General features: G+C 40.2%; 19 protein-coding genes and 1 pseudogene. 18 read left to right on the top strand and 2 right to left on the bottom strand.

Translation table 11 applies throughout. From position 1 onward, the window contains the following. The first annotated feature begins 271 nt into the window (after positions 1-271). The 14 genes and pseudogenes from HMPREF2853_RS09460 (at position 272) to HMPREF2853_RS09395 (ending at position 9,768) form a co-directional block, all read left to right on the top strand. Positions 272-574, top strand: a complete 303-nt coding sequence (locus tag HMPREF2853_RS09460) for a hypothetical protein (RefSeq protein ID WP_070536131.1) — start codon at positions 272-274, stop codon at positions 572-574. 13 nt (positions 575-587) lie between these two features. Further along, entirely contained in the window at positions 588-1,385 is a 798-nt protein-coding gene (locus HMPREF2853_RS09455) for a hypothetical protein (protein ID WP_070536128.1), read from the top strand. A gap of 348 nt (positions 1,386-1,733) precedes the next feature. Continuing rightward, the gene (locus tag HMPREF2853_RS09450; protein ID WP_070536125.1) at positions 1,734-2,531 is read left to right on the top strand and encodes a hypothetical protein; all 798 of its coding nucleotides are present in this window, start codon (positions 1,734-1,736) and stop codon (positions 2,529-2,531) included. Positions 2,532-2,639: 108 nt separating this feature from the next. Beyond that, positions 2,640-3,074, top strand: a complete 435-nt coding sequence (locus HMPREF2853_RS09445) for a hypothetical protein (RefSeq protein ID WP_261674249.1) — start codon at positions 2,640-2,642, stop codon at positions 3,072-3,074. 13 nt (positions 3,075-3,087) lie between these two features. Continuing rightward, the gene (locus HMPREF2853_RS09440) at positions 3,088-3,885 is read left to right on the top strand and encodes a hypothetical protein (protein WP_070536122.1); all 798 of its coding nucleotides are present in this window, start codon (positions 3,088-3,090) and stop codon (positions 3,883-3,885) included. Positions 3,886-3,920: 35 nt separating this feature from the next. After that, complete coding sequence (locus HMPREF2853_RS09435) at positions 3,921-4,442, top strand: hypothetical protein (protein ID WP_070536119.1); 522 nt, start codon at positions 3,921-3,923, stop codon at positions 4,440-4,442. 14 nt (positions 4,443-4,456) lie between these two features. Next, positions 4,457-4,999: a DUF3592 domain-containing protein gene (locus HMPREF2853_RS09430; protein ID WP_070536116.1), complete on the top strand. Its 543-nt coding sequence runs from the start codon at positions 4,457-4,459 to the stop codon at positions 4,997-4,999. 7 nt (positions 5,000-5,006) lie between these two features. Further along, positions 5,007-5,411 (top strand): DUF5082 family protein, encoded by a 405-nt coding sequence (locus tag HMPREF2853_RS09425; RefSeq protein ID WP_070536113.1) that lies wholly within the window; start codon positions 5,007-5,009, stop codon positions 5,409-5,411. Between the two features lie 219 nt (positions 5,412-5,630). Continuing rightward, the gene (locus HMPREF2853_RS09420; protein ID WP_070536110.1) at positions 5,631-6,596 is read left to right on the top strand and encodes a hypothetical protein; all 966 of its coding nucleotides are present in this window, start codon (positions 5,631-5,633) and stop codon (positions 6,594-6,596) included. A gap of 204 nt (positions 6,597-6,800) precedes the next feature. Then, positions 6,801-7,487 (top strand): XRE family transcriptional regulator, encoded by a 687-nt coding sequence (locus HMPREF2853_RS09415; RefSeq protein ID WP_070536107.1) that lies wholly within the window; start codon positions 6,801-6,803, stop codon positions 7,485-7,487. 3 nt (positions 7,488-7,490) lie between these two features. After that, positions 7,491-8,906 (top strand): annotated as a pseudogene (locus HMPREF2853_RS09410) (Y-family DNA polymerase). After that, positions 8,903-9,265 carry a hypothetical protein gene (locus HMPREF2853_RS09405; RefSeq protein ID WP_070536104.1) on the top strand — a complete coding sequence of 121 codons (363 nt, stop codon included), beginning with the start codon at positions 8,903-8,905 and terminating at the stop codon, positions 9,263-9,265. The pseudogene HMPREF2853_RS09410 and the gene HMPREF2853_RS09405 overlap by 4 nt, the downstream one beginning before the upstream one ends. Beyond that, on the top strand, positions 9,258-9,551 hold the full coding sequence (locus HMPREF2853_RS09400) for a DUF5960 family protein (RefSeq protein ID WP_070536101.1): 294 nt from the start codon (positions 9,258-9,260) through the stop codon (positions 9,549-9,551). Before HMPREF2853_RS09405 ends, HMPREF2853_RS09400 begins: the two co-directional genes overlap by 8 nt. Positions 9,552-9,612: 61 nt before the next feature. Continuing rightward, complete coding sequence (locus tag HMPREF2853_RS09395) at positions 9,613-9,768, top strand: hypothetical protein (protein ID WP_042902011.1); 156 nt, start codon at positions 9,613-9,615, stop codon at positions 9,766-9,768. A gap of 144 nt (positions 9,769-9,912) precedes the next feature. Here the strand turns inward: HMPREF2853_RS09395 and HMPREF2853_RS09390 are convergent, their stop codons facing one another. Together HMPREF2853_RS09390 and HMPREF2853_RS09385 are read right to left on the bottom strand one after the other, a co-directional pair. Continuing rightward, positions 9,913-15,747, bottom strand: a complete 5,835-nt coding sequence (locus HMPREF2853_RS09390; protein WP_070536098.1) for an alpha-L-fucosidase — start codon at positions 15,745-15,747, stop codon at positions 9,913-9,915. A gap of 341 nt (positions 15,748-16,088) precedes the next feature. Further along, entirely contained in the window at positions 16,089-16,565 is a 477-nt protein-coding gene (locus tag HMPREF2853_RS09385) for a glutathione peroxidase (RefSeq protein ID WP_070536095.1), read from the bottom strand. A gap of 201 nt (positions 16,566-16,766) precedes the next feature. On the opposite strand from HMPREF2853_RS09385, the gene HMPREF2853_RS09380 reads away from it, so the two are divergent. From HMPREF2853_RS09380 to HMPREF2853_RS09365, 4 genes are read left to right on the top strand one after another with little or no spacing between them, the layout of a single operon-like run. Further along, positions 16,767-17,045, top strand: a complete 279-nt coding sequence (locus tag HMPREF2853_RS09380; protein WP_000108755.1) for a TIGR04197 family type VII secretion effector — start codon at positions 16,767-16,769, stop codon at positions 17,043-17,045. Further along, positions 17,042-17,401 carry a DUF3958 family protein gene (locus tag HMPREF2853_RS09375; protein ID WP_070536092.1) on the top strand — a complete coding sequence of 120 codons (360 nt, stop codon included), beginning with the start codon at positions 17,042-17,044 and terminating at the stop codon, positions 17,399-17,401. The genes HMPREF2853_RS09380 and HMPREF2853_RS09375 overlap by 4 nt, the downstream gene beginning before the upstream one ends. Beyond that, on the top strand, positions 17,391-19,034 hold the full coding sequence (locus HMPREF2853_RS09370; protein WP_070536088.1) for a T7SS effector LXG polymorphic toxin: 1,644 nt from the start codon (positions 17,391-17,393) through the stop codon (positions 19,032-19,034). The genes HMPREF2853_RS09375 and HMPREF2853_RS09370 overlap by 11 nt, the downstream gene beginning before the upstream one ends. Positions 19,035-19,044: 10 nt before the next feature. Then, entirely contained in the window at positions 19,045-19,659 is a 615-nt protein-coding gene (locus tag HMPREF2853_RS09365) for a TipC family immunity protein (protein WP_070536085.1), read from the top strand. The last annotated feature ends 103 nt before the right edge of the window (positions 19,660-19,762 follow it).

The following is a 19,762-nucleotide window of genomic DNA, read 5'->3' as shown; positions in this document are numbered from 1 at the left end:
TATACAGAAAAGAAACGAATCCAACAGAAGATTTACGATGCCTCTGTTTATAATGAGCTCCCCTAACCATTTGCCACTTGAATTTATTTCAAGTGGTTTTCTCTTACTTTTCTCTTCTTTTCACGGTATTGCTCGTGTGGTATAATGGGACAAAGACATTTTCTTTGTTTTTCTGTTTGGCAATCATTCTAAGACGACCGTAGGGAAAATCGGGAAGTCTGTACTAGGTGGTACTATTGATACCATATCTAACGTTGGTCCCTTAGATGGTATGTGGCTTGGAGCTAAGATAGGGGCGAAAGCTGGACCACAGGGACTAGTAGTTGGAACTCTTGCGGGCCTTGGTTTGGGAGCAATTAATCTTGCGGATTCTCTGTTTTTCCCTGATCAGAAAAAGGCTTTTTACGAGGGGGCTAAAGATATAGCTTATGGTGCAGTGGACGTGGTAGAATCGACGGTGGAATCTATCGGGAAAGGAATCCACCAGGGCTTGGAGACTGTCAAAAGTGTGGGCAAGAATGTTTCAGATTTTTTCAATGGTGGTCTGAAGACGGTCTCATCCTTGTTTGGATAATAGGAGAAAATAAATGGATAAGATACAAAAAGATATTAATGAAGCACTAGAAACAACGCGAGGATGGAATATATTAGTAATGATTTTCGTAATGCCATTATTTCTTGGTTTATGTATACTTGCACCTCATCTTGCGATTAGTTCAGGAATATATATGAGTAAGAATAGTATAACTTTTTTGCAGCCGCTTACTGAATTAGAGTATCAACTAATCATCCCAGAAAAAGTTTTTGGTATTTCATTTTTTGTTTATTGGGCGATGTATATGATTATGTATATCATTTCAAAAAGAAATAGAATTTATGCTTATATACTCAATTTACTCGTCTTATTCACTCTTATTCATTTAAGCATTTTTGGACTATTTTTAGGCTTGCAATTCTTTGTTCCTTTTTTAATCATTCGGATTATTTATTGGCTAGCTTATTCCGTAGCAGTTGTCTATATTATTTATAGTCTCATAACAAAGTCATATACTAGAGTTTTTGATATTGACAAGGAGAAAATAAAGAAATATACAAATGTTATCTTGGCATTATGGTTTATAAATTTTATTGCTGGTATTCTTATTTCAGGGTTTAAAAATTTACTTGCTCATTTACTTTTGGCTATATTACCCATCGCTCCAATCTTTCTCATTATTATCTTAATATCATTGAGTAAATCAACATTCTCTTCACTATTTAATCTTAATGAAGTTAATAAAAACCAAGAGAAATACCGCGAAGAATACGGTTATACCATTGAAGAATGGTATGGAAAGAAGTCAAAAATGTACAAGGAACATGTGAAGAAGTCTAAAAAGAAATAAAGGTTTATAGACACTATTTCTAGTCTCTTGATATAGGAGCGGATCTGGTTATTCTGATTCTAGATGAAGCATCTGAAAATAATTCAGGTGCTTTTCTAAACTTTTTACTAATTGATTAGCTATTCTGGTATAATGGGTTAAGAACGGATTACTTACTAGCAAATACTCAAGGAGCTAAACATTTTGCTTATGGTGCTGTGGACGTGGTAGAATCGACGGTGGAATCTATCGGGAAAGGAATCCACCAGGGCTTGGAGACTGTCAAAAGTGTGGGCAAGAGTGTTTCTGATTTTTTCAATGGTGGTCTGAAGGCCGCCTCATCCTTGTTTGGATAATAGGAGAGAATAAATGGATAAGATACAAAAAGATATTAATGATGCACTCGATCCAACTCGAAGATTAAACTTAGTAAAGATAATTTTTGTAGCGCCTTTTTTTTCATTGATGATTATGCTTGGGACATCTTTACCGATAAACCTATTTCGAATGGCTAGTGAAGCTGGACATGAACTAGTTACGCAATTGACATCAGTTGAAAAAGGTCTCATTCCCCCAGATAGTTTCTTTGGTTTTCTATTCTTGTTTTGTTGGTGTTATTTTATTTGTTGTTATATCATTACGAAAAGAAATCGCATTAAAGCCTATTTAATGACTCAGATTTTTCAATTATTTTTGCTCGTAATTTTATATTATAGTTTGTTTATAGCCGCCTTGTATCTAATCCCTCTAGTAGCAGTTCGTATCGTCTACTGGATAGGTTTTGTCTTATCACTGATTTACCTTATCTATATCCTTGTTACTAAGCAACGCGCTAAAAAAGATTTTTTTGCTTCTCTAAATATTAAAAAATTTTTGAATGTTATTTTGTTCTTATGGTTGTTGATGTCGGGAATCAATCTCTTTACCCATGGTCTTAATAACCTTCTGGCACATTTGTTGCTTGCTTTATTACCAATTTCACCTATTTTCCTAGGCCTATTTTTGGTATCATTTTTTAAATCCAATGTAGTAACGCTAGAGAACTTGAATACAGTCAATAAAAATCAAGAGAAATACCGTGAAGAGTATGGCTATACCATCGAAGAATGGTATGGGAAAAAGTCAAAAATGTACAAGGAACATGTTAAGAAGTCTAAAAAGAGATAAAGGTTTATAGAGCCTATTCCTTGTCTCATGAAACTAACCACCTGAAACAAATTCAGGTGGTTTTCTTTTGCTTTTCGCATCTTCTCACGGTATCTCTCATATGGTATAATGGAGAAGGACATTTTCTTTGTTTTTCTGTTTGGCAACAATTCCAAGACGGATTCCAAGACGACCGTAGGGAAAATCGGGAAGTCTGTACTAGGTGGTACTATTGATACCATATCTAACGTTGGTCCCTTAGATGGTATGTGGCTTGGAGCTAAGATAGGAGGGCTAGGAGGGGTTCCAGCATTTGGAGCCCTCGCTGGCTTTGCTTTAGGAACGCTTAATCTTATCGTTTCTGCAGCTACACCAGAATTTAAAAAGTCTGTTTATGACGGAGTTAAAAATTTTGCTTATGGTGCTGTGGACGTGGTAGAATCGACGGTGGAATCTATCGGGAAAGGAATCCACCAGGGCTTGGAGACTGTCAAAAGTGTGGGCAAGAATGTTTCAGATTTTTTCAATGGTGGTCTGAAGACGGTCTCATCCTTGTTTGGATAATAGGAGAAAATAGATGGATAAGATGCAAAAAGATATTAATGATGCACTTGAGACAACTCGGAAATTAAATATAGTAAAGGCGATTTTTGGACTACCACTATATTCGTTTTTGATTGTTTGGGGCACATATTTTCCTATGGGAATCCTTCGATTGGCTAGTAAAAATGGACATGAACTAGTTACACAGTTGACATCAGTAGAAAATAGCCTGATTCCCCCAAATAGTTTCTTTGTCTTTCTATTCTTGTTTTGTTGTGGTCATTTTACTTATTTTTATATTAATTCTAAAAGAAATCGTATTAAAGCTTATTTAATGACTCAGATTTTTCAATTATTTGTGCTTGTGATTTTTTATTATAGTTGGTTTATAGCCATCTTATACTTAATCCCCCTAGTAGCAATTCGTATCGTCTACTGGATTGGTTTTGTGTTATCACTGATTTACCTTATTTATATCCTTGTCACAAAGCAGCGCGCTAGCAAGGATTATTTCTCCTCAGAATATTATAAAAAATTTTTGAATGTTATTTTATTCTTATGGTTGTTGATGTATGGAATCAATCTCTTTATCAACGGACTTAATCATTTCCTAGCGTATCTCTTGCTTGCTTTGTTGCCGGTTTCACCTATTTTCTTAGGACTATTTTTGGTATCATTTTTCAAGTCCAATGTAGTAACGCTAGAGAACTTGAATGCAGTCAATAAAAACCAAGAGAAATACCGCGAGGAATATGGCTATACCATTGAAGAATGGTATGGGAAAAAGTCAAAAATGTACAAGGAACATGTTAAAAAATCTAAAAAGAGATAAAGGTTTATAGATTTTTTGTTAAAAGGAGAGAAAAAATGAAGAAGTTATTTGTCGTCATCTTGTTATTGGTTCTTGGAGCTTGCTCTAATGGAAAGGAAGCAGGGGGAACAGAGAAAAGTACACGCGAGACAGTTGTAAACAAAGAGAAAGAATTGAAATTTGTAGTAGCACCACAATATGAAGGCCAAACGTCAGATTTAATTGAACTTGGTAAAAAATTGACCAAAGAACATCCAGAAATTGGAAGTAAGGGAAATATGGCTATCTACTTTACAGGAGCCGTCTCAGATGGTAGAGCAGCACTAATGCTCGTCAATAAAACTGATGTAGATATCAAAAAAGATTTGGAGTTTTCACTAAGCTGGTCTTATGAAGGCAAAACTATTTTTGATAATCAAAAGATTAGTTATACTATCAAGGATAGTGGTGAGCTACCTTCTTACACAACCACGTTAATTTTGTTACCACTTAACTCAGAACAATTGGAGATTGTTGACTCGATGTCAGATCCATCTAAGATGACACTTTCAATGTCTGATGTGAAGAGCGTAGAATAAGATAGGAGTTGAATGTGACAACAGAAACCATTTTATTTTTATTTGCTACCATCGTCATTCTTTTATCCTTGATCTTTTTATCTGGTACATATCTCTACCTTTATTTTCGGGATAAAAAGATGGTACGTCTTGCCAAATCGTCTATTAAGGGAACGGTTGTGGGCTATAGTAATTTTCAGGCTGGGAATCCTCCGATTGTTGAATATACGGTTAACGGAACTACTTATAGCAAGCCATTACGGTATTTTATGATTAGAACGGTTTCGCTTCCATGGGGCCCTATAAGTGCATCTGATAACTTTACAAGAGAGGAAATGTTGGCAAATTCCCTAACCTTTTATCGTAATTCTTTTATATCGTTTAATAACTTAATGCGAACGCATTTTCCAGTCTATTCGAAGATGACGGTATGGTATGATCCTGAAAAACCAAACAGGGCTTATGTGGAACGATACTGTGGGATCAACAAACTTTATAAATTGTTGGGCATTGGTAGTGCTATATTGTTAATCATGGTCTACGCTGTTGTAGTGCTTGCTTATTTGTTAAAGAGGTGAGGTATAGATGTCAAAAGCTAGTCAACAAGCTGCAATTCGATCGCAGATTAGTTCAGCTCAATCAAAAAAAGAAGGTTATTTAGAAGAGGCAAAAAAAGTCAAGGAAATATATGACGAGTTACGGAAAATTAAAAGTGAATTTGTTAAGCAGAAAAAAGCTGTAGCTTCTAAAAAAGATGAATATGATGAATCTTGGACTGGAAATTTGCATGATACGAAATTTGTTACACCCGCAGGTAATCTGATTTCATATTTTGATTCTAGTATTAAGGCCATGGACGAAAATATTGATGAGTTACTCATAAAAATTAATGAGTATGAGAATAAAGCTTTGGAGATGGATGGACTTATTGGTCAGCTAGGAATATTGTTAAACAATATAAGTGGTTGGATTGAAAGTTTCTTCAACTAACTGCAAAATTTCATTAACCACCTGAATTTATTTCAGGTGGTTTTCTTTTGTATTTCTCATCTTCTCACAGTATGGTTCATGTGGTATAATGAGACAAGGGTTGCTCCTCGTTTCAGACGAGTTTATGGATTTCAGGATAAGTTAGTAGGTGAGAAGAGTATTTCTGTCAGCCTCCTATACACCTGTTAACAGCTATCCACGATAAAAGGAGATTGTAGCTTGGTTTTATTAGTATTAGGGATTTTGGTTTTGCTCATTCTAATCTTAAAAAGGAAACAGAAAACTGCTAAAAAATCTGAAGGAAAGGCCAAGAAAAGAAATTGGCTATTAATAGGTTGCTTATCCATAGTGATTCCAATGGTAATCTTCACAGTGTTCAGTCCGATTTTTTCTCTAATGGATATGTGGGGGCTATTTGCCCATGCAAGTCGAACTGAGATTGAGCAAGCTGTGCATCGTTCTTATCAAAATTACGGTCTTACAGGACAGTTTGAGTTAGAAAAATACGAGAAAAACTATACAAGTGTAGGAGGATTTATAATCCATGGTACCTACAGTGAAAATATAGCCGGAAAAACCTATGAGGTTAAAACTCGATTTAAATACTATACTCGCTTTTCGGAAAATAAAACATATGGAAAGACAGATGCAGAGGTTGATTACAAAAATGGTAAAAGAATTTATAATGTTTTCCCAGAATTAGCCTATTTAGGGATTGAGGTTAGTCCAGGCACCAGCGAGTTTTTAAAAACACTGGACAGTTCAATCAAAGATCCTAAACTGTCTGATTTGAAGTATCAAGGTATTGGTTTTGAATTTAATAACCAATCTGATAATATCTATCTTTATAATGAAATATTAGAGGAAAATCAAAGCAAGGGCCAAGCTCTGCAAGGAATGTATCCAATGGATGCTCAATATCTGTTCCAAAAAGAGATTTTTATACCAACATTTGAATTTCAGTATTTCGTTCCAAAAGAAAAAAGAGATCTCTTGTATGATGACTATCTAAAAGAGCTTGAAGCGCTCATGAAGGAATTTTTTGCCAACCAACCCCTACCACGCGGTCTTTATGCTGTCAAAATTGCTAAATATAAAGAGGATAAACTTGTCAGTGATAGTGGTGTATACTATGTGAGGATTGAAAATCGTCAAGTTGTAAAGCTGTTGCAAAAATTAGAGTAGGAGTTGCTAGGGCTAGTCCAGTTTTTTGTTCAGAACCTCCAGTTGTGTCTGTTAAAATTTGATTTTCCCAGTGGACAATTGTCCACTTTTTTTATATAATAAAACTAAACCGAATTGGTTGAGTTTTAGAGGTGTAAGCTCAACCATCGATTTGTTTTTCTAAGAGAGATATTCTCAATAAAACATCACAATAGGAGGTGAAGTATGTACCAACCAGAAAAACTCAAGGCTCGGAGGAAAGAGTTGAAACTGACACAGAAGGAAATTGCAGAGCAACTTGGGATTAGTTTTCAGGCTTACTCGGCTTGGGAACGTGGAATTAAGGAACCATCCAAGGAGAAGGTTACCCAGCTAGAAAAGATTTTAAAAGTTGCAAAAGGGTATTTTACTCAGATTGAGATTGTTCGTCTCTACAATAGTCTCTCCAAGCAAGGGAAGGACAAGGTTGTGCTCTATGCTCGCAACCTGGCTCAAGAAGAACAAACTCAGAAGGTGGCGACCATGCCAGAGCGCCTCTACGAGTACCGTGTCTATGAACGTATGTCAGCAGGGATCGGGGCTTCGGTCTATGATGACCAGAATTTTGATACGGTTTACTTTAACGAGGAGTTGGCCCATGATTTTGCATCTTGGGTATCTGGGGACTCTATGGAACCTAAATATCAAAATGGTTCGGTAGCTCTGATTCGAGAGACGGGATTTGACTATGATGGGGCAGTTTATGCAGTGGTTTGCAACAACCAGACCTATATCAAACGGGTTTATCGGGAGGAAGATGGCTTGCGTCTGGTCTCTATCAATCCTAAATACAAGGATATTTTCATCTCCTATGAGGAAGATCCTCGGATTGTGGGGATTATTGTTGGGAATTTTGTGCCGATGGAGGGTTAGCCTATGGGCTACTTTGATTATTCCAGAGAGCCCAAAAGTGATATTGCCTTTGTCGACATGAAATCCTTTTATGCCAGCGTTGAGTGTGTGAAAAGAGGCTTGCATCCGCTGAAGACCTCGCTTTGTGTCATGAGTCGCGCGGATAATTCGACTGGCCTTATCCTAGCTTCCTCTCCTATGTTTAAGAAGATTTTTGGCAAGTCCAATGTTGGTCGGGCTTATGATCTGCCTTTTGATATCAAAACGCGCAAATTTTCCTATTACAATGCTCGAAAGCAAGGCTTTCCTACTGACTCAGACTATGTTCGCTACATCGAAGATTGGGCTCAAGTGACTTTGATTGTGCCACCTAGGATGGATGAATACATAGCGGTCAATATGGAAATCCAGCGAATCTTTCAAAACTATGGTAGTCCAGATGATATTTATCCCTACTCTATCGATGAGGGCTTTATTGATCTGACTAGTTCGCTCAACTATTTTATCCCAGATAAGAGTCTCTCTCGCAAAGACAAGCTGGATCTGCTTTCTGCTCGTATCCAGAGGGATATTTGGAGGCAGACAGGGATCTACTCTACAGTGGGTATGTCCAATGCCAATCCCTTACTGGCTAAGTTGGCTCTGGATAATGAGGCCAAGCACACCCCGACCATGAGGGCCAACTGGTCTTACAAGGATGTGGAAGAGAAGGTCTGGGCTATTCCCAAGATGACGGACTTTTGGGGGATTGGCAGGCGGATGGAGAAACGCTTGCATGCTCTGGGGATTTTTTCCATCAGAGAATTGGCCATCAGTAATCCAGACCAGTTACAGAAAGCTCTGGGTCAGGCTGGCCTGCGTTTGTGGTTTCATGCTAACGGGATTGATGAGAGCAATGTTCACAGGCCCTATAAAGCTAAGTCTCAAGGGTTAGGAAATTCTCAAATCTTGCCGAGAGACTACGTGAAGCTACGGGATATCGAAATTATTCTCCGAGAAATGGCGGAGCAGGTGGCTATTAGGCTGAGAAGGGCGGGTAAGAAAACAACCCTTGTCTCTCTCTATGTTGGTTTCTCTAAATAGGAGGTCAGGTCGTCTATTCACACACAAATGAAGGTCGAACCGACCAATAATACAGCTATCTTAACGGATTATGTTTTGAAGCTATTTCATAATAAATACACTTCTGGAGCGGTCAGAAGTGTCGGAGTCAACTATTCAGGATTTGTGGACGAGTCCTTTGGCTTGGTCTCCCTCTTTGATGATGTTGACAAGTTAGAAAAAGAAGAAAGGCTCCAGACGGCTATTGACTCCATTCGGGAACAATTTGGCTTCACTTCTCTCTTAAAGGCCAATGCACTGGAAGAATCCTCTAGGAGTCTTGCCAGAAGCAAGCTGATTGGGGGACATTCTGCTGGAGGATTAGATGGATTACAATGATTGATCGTTCTTATTTACCTTTTCAATCTGCACGAGACTACCAAGATCCAGGCATGCAGAAGTGGATGGGCTTTTTCCTCTCAGAGCATACCAGCTCGCTTGGTGAAGAAAAAAATCGTGTTGATTTTTCAACGAATTTGAATTCAGTTGAGACACTACTCTTGCTTTCTCAGCTTTATGTTGGTCAATTAAAGGGATGTTTTCTTGTCAAGGAAAGAAAGCAAAAAATGACGATCATCGGTGAGGTGAGCGAATTATTACCTCAAACTCTATCTATTAGGACAAATGAGGGATATAGGCTGGTAGAGATTGTAGATATTCTCGAAATTCGACTGTGGGAGGAGGGAGTGTATGACTAGAAAAGACTTGTATGAAAACAAACTACAGATGGATTATTTTTCAGATAGTTACATCCGCTTTGAAGAGGATTTCCAAAAATACTCTGCCTTGAATGTTCCCTTGACTTTTTTGATCGATGATATCCTACGAACCATGGCGATGAATCAGAAAAACTACTTTGTCTTAAACAAGGAAAATGCCAAGGATGGGCGGGAGCATCGCTTTTATTTTAGGGTAGTGACAGAAAAAGAGTGCCCCAGAAATCGAACCTATGCATACGCTGGACTCAAAAATAGTAGTCAGTGACTAGGTGTGGGAGAGGGAAGTCTGATCTAGGGGAGATAGCTTGTGAACGTCAGAAGATTTCATGGTATTGGAATTCGAAACACCATCTTTTGTCTGTGGAGTTCTTGCAGAAACTTATGATGGATGTTCTGATGAGATAAGGCAAGGGGCACTCTCTTTTTTAGATGAGCGTTTATTTGAAAACGTGGTTGGATTTGAGAACAGCTATCTTCAATGATCATCTTACTTTACAGAGTCATACCAAAATATCCATGTATATTTGTGGATGTTTTTTAATTTTACAGATAGAAAAAGAGAAGACCAAATGGTCTTCTCAACGGGGGAACTGAAATAATGGAAAAGAATCAATCAAAGAGGGTTATTAGTCTTTGAAATTCTTTTGGAAGATGAGGAGAGACAAGATAGAAGTAATGGCTGCCAAGAAGAGGAAGGCACTTGCTTCTTGTTCCCCAGTTGCAGGGAGTAGTCTTTCCTTGTCTTCTTTGACTGTAGCTGTAACAGGAGCTTTTTCATCTTTTGATGATGAATTATCTGTTACGACTGGCGCAGGTTTTTCAGTCTCTCTTGGTAGAACATACTCAGGAAGAGTCACAACTGGTGGCGCCTCTGTTCCAACTGAGCTTTGTTTGCTACCTACCTCAATCACTCGATCTTGAGCTGGTGTTGCTTCTGTTTGGAGAACCTTGCGATTGTCACCGTCCACTTCAACATACTCGACTAAGAGACCGTCTTTTCCTTCTGATAGAACTTGCTCTTTTCCTTTGTCTAATTGTGGGTTTTCGCGACGAATAGTCTTAAACGGTACGATCTTATTGACGATTTCCAAGCTTGGAAGTGTAAAGACAAGGTCTTTTACCCCTTCCTCAGGACTTGAAGAAGTAATTGGTTTCTCTGGTTGAGTCGGCTTTTCAGGCTGAGCAGGCTTTTCAGGCTGAGCAGGTTTTTCAGGCTGAGCTGGCTTTTCCGGTTGCGCCGGTTTCTCAGGTTGAGCAGGTTTTTCCGGTTGCGCTGGAGTTTCCGGTTGAGCAGGTTTCTCAGGCTGAACTGGTTTTTCAGGCTCAGCAGGTTTTTCAGGTTGAACTGGATTCTCAGGTTGCGCTGGAGTTTCCGGTTGCGCCGGTTGTTCAGGTTGAGCCGGTTTTTCAGGTTGAACTGGCTTTTCAGGTTGAGCGGGTTTTTCAGGTTGAGCTGCTTCGAGCTTGCTGATTTGTTCGAGAGCAGTTTTTAGCGCTTGATTGACTGCTTCCTGAGTTTTAGCTTCTTGGATTGCAGCAATGGCTTGGTCAGCAATTTCTAATAATTTCTTTTTAGCTTCCTTGTTGGATCCAAGCTCAGCGACTTTTTTCTCGATAGCTTTTGTCAAGCTGTCCATAGCCTTATCATACTCAATTTCCGGTTGTTTTGGCTCAGCTGGTTGATCAGGTTTAGAAGGTTCTTCAGGCTGTTCCGGTTGCTCTGGACTAGGTTCCTCTTGGCCTTTTTGATAGTTCTCATCCTTGGATAGGATATCTTGTAGGGCACTGACTGTCAACATGACATCCTGAACATCCACTGCATCAGCACTGAGTTGGTTTCTCAATTTTTCTAGATTTGCTTGGAAAGCTTGGCGTGCAGTAGCCGTATTCTTCAAGCCTGCTGGATCAAAGTTGGACAGATCGTCTTTCCATTTTGAGATAGACTGGATGATATCTGTCTTGCTGTAGAGTTCACTACCTTCGCCACGAGTGATGAATTGGTCTACCTGAATACCGATATTTTGAGACAAATCATTTCGATTAGGATCTAGTTGAAGGGTGACTGCGTGCAAGTTTTCGTCCAGACCTTTTAAGCTAACCAGAGTTTGATTGCCTTGGCGTTGGGCTGCACGACCGCTAAAGTATTTCTTACCGTCAATAGTTGAAGCATTTCCCATGCCATCTTGGTAAGGAACTTCTTTGCCATCTAGGAAGACTTTGTAGATACCATGATTTGGATCAACATAGCCCTTGATATCAAGTCCAGTACCGTAGAAGTAGGCTGTGACAGTTGTCTTTTTCTTTTGCTCATCAGTTAAGCGACCAAAGGATGCCCAAGACTCCGTTTTTTGGTACTTGTCTGTCGAATTGGTTTCATGGTGCCAGCCAGGACTATAATCCAACTGACTAGCTTGATCATCATAACTTGTTTGGTCCTTGATCAGCAATTCAGCTTTCATCACTTGGATGGTTGCATCGGTAGCAAAACCGAGCAGGGCACCATCAGTGACTGAAGTTAGCTTGGCTTTGAAGTCAAAGATAGAGTCGGCTTGTTCTGTAAAGTCAATCGTTGGGATGGTCACAGTCTTTTCTGTTTCTCCGTCTTTAAAGGTCACATCTTGAGTTGTATCTTGGTAAACTTTACCGTGGACTCCAGTTCCAGGTTCTGTGATGAAGCGCACAGTAGCAGCCCCCTTGCTTCCACCAACACGTTTAATCTTAACAGTGACGGGTTTTCCTTTTTCGACTTCGTAGTTGGTAGACTCGAGTTCAAACATTCCTTTGCTATCATTGTTTAGGGTGTAGATTCCTTCTGTAGCAATTGGTTCACCTGTTTTGTTCACGAGGGTAATAGTGTGTTGACCTGGTGCTAAATCGCCTGTCTCAAAGACTTTTTGGCTGCGTTTACGGCTAGCATTCTTAGTTTGCACATCTGCAACCTTTTGGCCATCAACGTAGACGGACATTTCTCCATGACCTGGGTCGACTGTAGAGACGACATAGGCCTTGGTTCCTGTGAAGGTATAGCTTACTTTGGCATCTTTTTGATTGGTCCACATAGAAGTGCCACGAACACCTTCAGATTCATTGTACCAAGTTGTTCCGGCTGTATCTGCCGTTGTGTTTGAGTGGTATTCCAGTCCAAGAGGGTAGCCATCTGTCTTTTCAATGCTGCTTGGTATCTTATAGACTGAGAAGTTGGTCAAGATTGGAGTTGCTTGAGCACCAGTGATGGTTACACGAATTTTTTGTGCTTCTACAGGCTTGCCTTGAACCAAGCGACGGTAACCAACGGTCGAACCTTCGCCATATGTCACCCAACGTCCGTTGATTTCAACTTCAATCTTGAAACCAGAGATACGTTGACCTTTGGCGATATCTTCCTTGAGTTCAACGACGTCAAAGCGTCTCTTTTGCCCCAAATCGACTGTAAAGCTACCGGTTGTGGCATCATTTGAGAGCGCCCAGCTGGTGTCATCTTTACCGTCTGTGAGGTGGCTTTCCTTGTAAAGGTGGTTTTGACGAGTAGAACTTGCTGTTACAGTCGCACCTTTGGCAAAGTCAGTCGCATACATTTGATCTAGGGTTGCCTTGAATTCCTTCAAGCGAGCCACATCTGCATCGGCGAATTTTCCTTCTTTATTTGGTGGAATATTGAGAAGGAGCGGGGTTCCACGGCCAACAGACTTGAAGTAGATATCCATCAATTCTTTGAGTGATTTTGGCTGTTGGTTGTCATGATAGAACCAGCCCGAACGGATCGAAACGTCAGCTTCCCCTACAGAGTACATATCACCATCAGGGTCACCATGGTTGAGGTATTCGTTTTTCACATCGTCTGTGATGTTGGCCCTTTTGACTTTATGCCAGACAGGGTCACCTGCGATACCTCGTTCATTTCCGATCCAGCGAACGCTTGTTGGTTGAGCAGAGAAGATAGCGATATCTCCTTCGGCTTCTTTGATGTATTTGAACCATTCATCAAAGGTATAGGTTACTTTTTGGGCACCGCTACCACGCGCACCGTCCATCCAAACCTCGATAAATTTCCCTTTGTTACCGTATTTCGGATTACCAAGGATTTCTTTCAGCTGGTTGAGATAGTATTGGTTGTATTCTTTTTCGGTTGCGACATGGTATTTTGGATGATTAGCATCCCATGGTGACAAGTAAACACCCATATTCATGTCGTACTTGCTAGCAGACTTGGAAACTTCTTCGAGAAGGTCACCCTTTCCATCTTTCCATGGACTAGCAGCTACGGTATGGTTGGTGTACTTAGATGGGTAAGCAACGAATCCGTCGTGGTGTTTAACAACCATAATAGTTCGTTTGAAGCCCGTTTCCTTCAGAGTGCGAATCCACTGGTCAGTATCCAAGTTGGTTGGATTGAAGTATCGAGGGTCTTCTTTCCCATTTCCCCATTCAGAATTGGTATAAGTATTCATTCCGTAGTGGATGAAGGCTGCCAATTCTTCCTTGTGGTAATCGAGTTGAGCCTTGCTTGGAAGAGGTCCATGATTGCCAATCTCAGTTTCCTTATCTTCTGGATGAGCGACTGGTGGAGTCGGAGTCGTTGGATTAGCTGTATCAGCGGCTGGCTCGTATTCAAAGACGACTTCATTCACGCCTTTTTGCTGGATAGTTGCTTCCAGGCTAGTTTTGACTGGACGGTAGCCAGCAATGTCTTTTGCATGGAAGGTGTTGACAAAGGAAACGTCATACTCTTGACCATCATTGTTATCAACTGTCGCTTCCGCTAGTTCAGTAGTGGTTCCTTTTTGACGGTAGTAAACTTTGAAGGTGCCTTTGTTGACTTTATAGACTACCTTGATGATACGTGTACCGGCAGGCGCTTTGCTGACAACATTGTGATCTTCAGTCCAAGTATCTTTTAGCTGTTTATTGACTGCTACGCCATCAATGGATACAATTTCGTATTTGTCTTTATTCTTCTGATAGAAGTCCGTCTTCTCAATTTCTTTTTTGAAATTATAGTCAAATGGCGAATCAACAGCTGTCTGTTCGATAAAGGTATCATTATCTTTGACAGGATTTCCTTCTTCGTCTTCGTGTTGGATAACCACACGACCGTATTCAACTCCCTTGGTCAAGGTAGCGATCCCATCTTGGTTGAAGGAATATTCGTTGCTTCCGATAACAGCTTTCTCATTCCGAAGCATACGCCCCTCATCAGTAAAATAGTAACGATTTCCGTTATCACCTTGGTACCAGCCTTTCACACCATACTTGGCAATCATGTCCTTCACCCATTTCAGTTGTTCAGGTGAAAGGACGAGTCCGCCACCAAAGCGATCCTTTTCAGCCACACCATTGTCAACGGTTCCGTGTTGGTGAACACCCAGAACTTTTCCTTGGCTATCGACAATCCCGCCACCAGACAAACCAGATACAGAAGTGGTTTGGTAGGTGATACCAGTCGTTCCCTTATCATCATAGGACTCAACAGATCGGATGGTCCCATCTGCCTTGTAAAGCTGACCAGCTAGGATAGGCTGTTTCAGTTCTTTGGAACTCGAGTCAGTTGGGTAGCCAATCGTACTGATGGCTTCTCCCGGCTGATGCGTCTTGTGCTCCGCCAAAGGTGCAAAGGTTGCTGCTTTGTTTGGACTAGCAATCGGAAGAGGAATAGGAGCTTCTACAAGAGCAAGGTCGTTTTTATAGCCTTTTCCAAACTCTTTCTTGTTCCAGAAATGGATGTCCTTTTCTCTGAATAAAACCGTAGTTCCAGAAGATGGCAGTGAATTTTTCTTTTCGCTGTTTGAACCAACGTTATAGTAGAACTGGGCAGATTTTCCACCACGAATGTGACCTTCGCCAGTTTCTTTATTGGCCTCTAAGAAGTTATGAGCAACGGTAAGGATCAGATTAGGTGCAACAAAGATACCAGATCCTGAAACGAGGTAGCGTTGCTCCCCTGCATTGTAAGTGCTGTAAACCATAGTGGCAGCAGTAGCAGGTTGTCCCTCGTAGTTGATGTGTTTGAGGTCTTGTCCACCGTTAATGATGGCACGGTTTCCGTTCTCAGTTTCTTTTGGAGCTTCTTCCTTGTCCTTTAGAATGCTCTTAGTTTCTACTTTTGGACTAGCTTTCTGGTCAACGATAGTAGTCGTATCGAGTTCTTTGACAGGTGTGTCTGGATAGGCACGGTCCTGAATGTCTTCAGGGAGCAAGTCAGCACTGTTGGTATCGGCAGCAGGTCTTTCTTGTTTTTCAGCTTCTACACGACCTTCTTTTTTGACTGGTTCAGCCTTGGTCTCTTCTATATCTGCGACTTGTTTCATTTGCTGATCTAAATTGGATGTCGTAGCAGGAGACGTTTCGTCTGCACGCACGGTTCCAGAAGCAAAAAATGCCAGTCCCACGATAACAGATGCCACACCTACAGTCAACTTCCGAATGCTAAATGTTTGCCCTTTTTCAAAAAGGTATCGATTCATAATATACTCCTAGTTTTTAGAAAGGCAGTCAGCTACTGCCCAAGCCCAAGTCTGACTTGGTTACAACTTGATTTAATGAAAAACTCTCTGATAATTTGTAAGCCACCTTACCTCCTGTTTATAAAGCGATTTCATTTTAAGATAAAAAAATTTAAAAGGTCATTTCTCCCTTAAAATGACTGAAAACTTTTAATATAACAAATATACTAAATTAATGAAAGAATTGCAATAGCAAAAAGCAAAAAAATAAATATAAATTAAAGAAAATCAGTTACTTTTTAAAGAAAAAACGCATCCTTTCATGACTCAAACTAAATGAAAGGATACGTTTTAAAAAGAAATTAGAGTATTTTTTGGAGAGACTCTTGGATGGTTTGGGGGTCTGTTTTGGAAGAGAAGCGCTCAAGGACTTGCCCATCTCGACCAATGAGAAACTTAGCAAAATTCCATTCGATTCGTTTTCCTAGCGGGCCAGACTTCTGGTCTTTTAGCCAAACATAAAGAGGATCTGTTTCCTTGCCGTTGACCTTAATCTTGGCAAAGCGAGGGAAAGTTGTCTGATAGTGTAGGCTACAGAAACTATTGATTTCCTCTGCGCTGCCAGATGCTTGTCCCATGAACTGATTGCAAGGGAAATCTAAGATTTCGAATCCCTGATCTCGATAGCGTTCATAGAGTTCTTGAAGTCCCTGGTACTGGGGCGTTAAACCACATCCAGTAGCAGTGTTGACAATCAAGAGAACTTTGCCACGATAGCTCTCCAGGGGAGTTGCTTGGTTGTTTTGGTTCAAAACAGAAAAATCATATATACTGGTCATGAGGGCCTCTTTTCTTTTTCTACATTGTAACAGTTTTTACTCTTTTCGTCGAGTTGGATGAGAGAAGTTGTTGAAAAAATACACAATGGTACATAAATCTGGACAAAATGATGCTCCTTTTATGAAACATGGTATAATAGGCCTATATAGCTAAATGGAGTGTACCTATCACTAGGGAATGAGAAAAAGGATAAAACAGCCATGTCAACAGTAAAAAGTGATCTAAATATTGCGCAAACATATGCGACTCAGCTTAAAAATGCTTGTCAATCGTTAACAGCGATCGCTGCGGCTAGTCAGGATGACTTAACGACCTTTCAAGGGAATAACAAGGCTCATCAATGTCTGACAAAGGATCAAAATCTAGCTAGTCAGATAACAGCCGCTGTCACCCTAACTTCCGAACGACTTCACTCTGTAGCGAGCGATTTTGAGGCGCTAGATGAAGCGGGTGCCAATGGTTTTAGGAGTCATACATGAGCACGTTAGATGAGTTGAAGAACAGAGAGCGAGAACTCTTGTACCAGCTAGAAGACAATGGAAAAGAGAACTACCGCACTAAAGAACTGATAGAAACCTTTGAAGGATATGATAGAGCCAGCCACCGTTATCAAAGTGATTTGTGGGAGGCAGCCTATCAGAGCCGATATGCAGGACAGTTGGAAGAAACGCTCCTGCAAAGAAACCAACTCAAAAACCAAATCTTTGAGGACCTCACCTACCACATGGATGATTTGAAGAAAGAAAAGTTCCGGTTAGAGGGAGACTTGGATGCGGTTTACTATGAAAGACGCAAGGAACTAGAAAGAGAGGAGGAGACACGTCATGGGCATTGATATGTATTTGGAACAATCACAACTACAAAGTTCAAGTGTAGCGACCATGTGTCAATCTCAGGTGGAGGCTTATCAAGCCTTGCAATCAGCCATCCAAAAGTTTTCAGAGGATACGGAGAGTCTAAAGGGCGACGCTTATGATTCGGCTAGAAGTTTTTTTGCAAGTGTCTTGCTACCCTTGAGCAAAGGGGGACAGCTCTATGCCGAAACCTTCTCTCAAGCCATCAAGAAATTACCAGCAGACTACCAAAGTATGGTCGACAGCAAGAGTTGGCGCGAGGATGATCTGCTTGATAAGATCCGTCAGGAAGAGCAAATGATCGCCTATCTAGATGAAGTCAACCAATCCCTTTCTTCCTTGACCATGGATAGCGAAGAAAAAGGGAGATTGAGACGTAGTAATGTGGAGCTCATGAGAGGACACCACGCGAATAAACGTGTCTATGAAACGATTTTGAAAGACCTGCGTGCCTATGATAGCTACTCAGGAGGACTGTTCGATGATCTAGACAGTATTGACGTGCAGTTGAGTCGCGGACTGGCCCAGATCGAATCGAGCTGGGATGCAAAGAAAGGCGTCTTTAAAGTCCCATCTGACCTGACTTGGGCCAACTACCTGACTGCCTATGCTGATACAAAGGACTTGCAACTCAGCCGTCAAGAGAAGGCCTTTGTCCAAACCATGATGGCGGAATACGGCTTTGACGCAGAGACAGCCCAACAGCTTTTGACCATCAAGCAAGGGATAGACAAGAAGTTCCCAACCTCTAGCCAAGAGTTCCGTGACTATATCTTTTTGCGAGTCATCGGTGCAGCAAACTATGATGGGTTTCAGTGGAACGAAACTGCGGGTCATTTGAAAACTTATTTTTATAATGTGACTGTTGGTAGCTCGATTACAGGAAAATCAAGAACAGTAGAAAAACCGCTTCTTGAAATTTTTAAAGAACTTGGAATTGAAGATGCAAAAGATGCAAAAAAATTGCTTTATAATCTTAGATTGCAGCATGAGATGGCGGGTGGGGAATATAGAAATACAAAGAGTTTAAAAGAAAATGATCCTAAACTATATCAGAATTATAAAGATAAGTATGAAAAAGTTTATGGCAAAAATAATAAATTTGACCAATTTTGGGATAGAAAACTAAAGGCTTATTCTAACAATGGAGCAGGTCACGCAGACTTTACCCACCAGTCCATTACCATGGCTACTCATCTGAATCCTAGCAGTTTCCAATCATCCGATTTCTATGGCGGTAGAGAGCGTGTCAAGGACCTTTCTGGCTGGGAGGGAGACACAACATTTAATGCAAACGATATGAAGCCAAGCATCGGCGAGGATGATTACAAGGCGGATTTGGACTCGGTTAACCTCATCGGCCGTATGCAGAAGGGACAATCCTATGATCAAGCAATCTCTTCTTACTATGCTGACCTTCAAAAGGATTCGACTCTTAGAGAAAGAGAATTCTTAAAAAATAAGGATTGGAAAGAAGTTAGAAGTACTATTTATGCTAGCATCCTTCCATTAGAGGTTATGGAAAAAGGTGAAGACGCCATTAAAGCATATATCGAAAGTAACTATCCAGAAGTATCGACATTTTTAAATCGCTTGGAAGCCATGGCGGAGTAGGAGAATGATGATGAAGAAAATATTCAGTATATTAGCTTTAGTCTTACTAGTTGTATTATTTTGTTTTTACTTTTTTCCTAAACAACCTAAAAATATTTTTGATGAAATCTACCAGGAGACAGAGAAAACATATCGCTCAAATAATATTTTAAGGCATATAGATGGGTTTAAAATCAGAGCAGTTTGGCCAAGTGATGACCCTAATATTTTGTATACTCCGTTCGGATTATACAACAAAGAGAAAACACCATCAGATTATTCTGAGATAGAAATTGGGTTTAATTTTGAATATACATCTCAATTAAGCTCCGTTACATTTGAGAGGCAAGTAGGACCAAACACGAGAGTTAGGATATGGAATAAATATACTTATCAAGACCGTACTTTAAAAAAATCTGTGAGAGTAGTTTTAAAGAAAGCAGATACGGAAACTTATATCGAAGACGAAGCTCAGGTGAAATCCTACCTAGAGCAGTATGGTATCACTGCCAAGGATTTGGATTCTTATTACGACGAAATCGTAAATCAGAAAGTCCTGAAAGATTGGTGCTCGATTTATGACAGTAAATACTCGCCAAGCAATTATGGCGAGGTGAAAGTCGAAACCCAGTGGGAGAATTGGTGACAATATGAAGAAAACACTCGGTTTAGTAGCCTTATTCGTGATAATCGTATCATCTTGTTTTTACTTTTTTTCTAAACAACCTAAAGATATTTTTGATGAAATC

The sequence above is a fragment of the Streptococcus sp. HMSC077F03 genome (assembly GCF_001812375.1).
In the GTDB taxonomy this organism is placed as follows: domain Bacteria; phylum Bacillota; class Bacilli; order Lactobacillales; family Streptococcaceae; genus Streptococcus; species Streptococcus oralis_S.
This window is presented reverse-complemented; position numbering and strand designations above follow the sequence as displayed.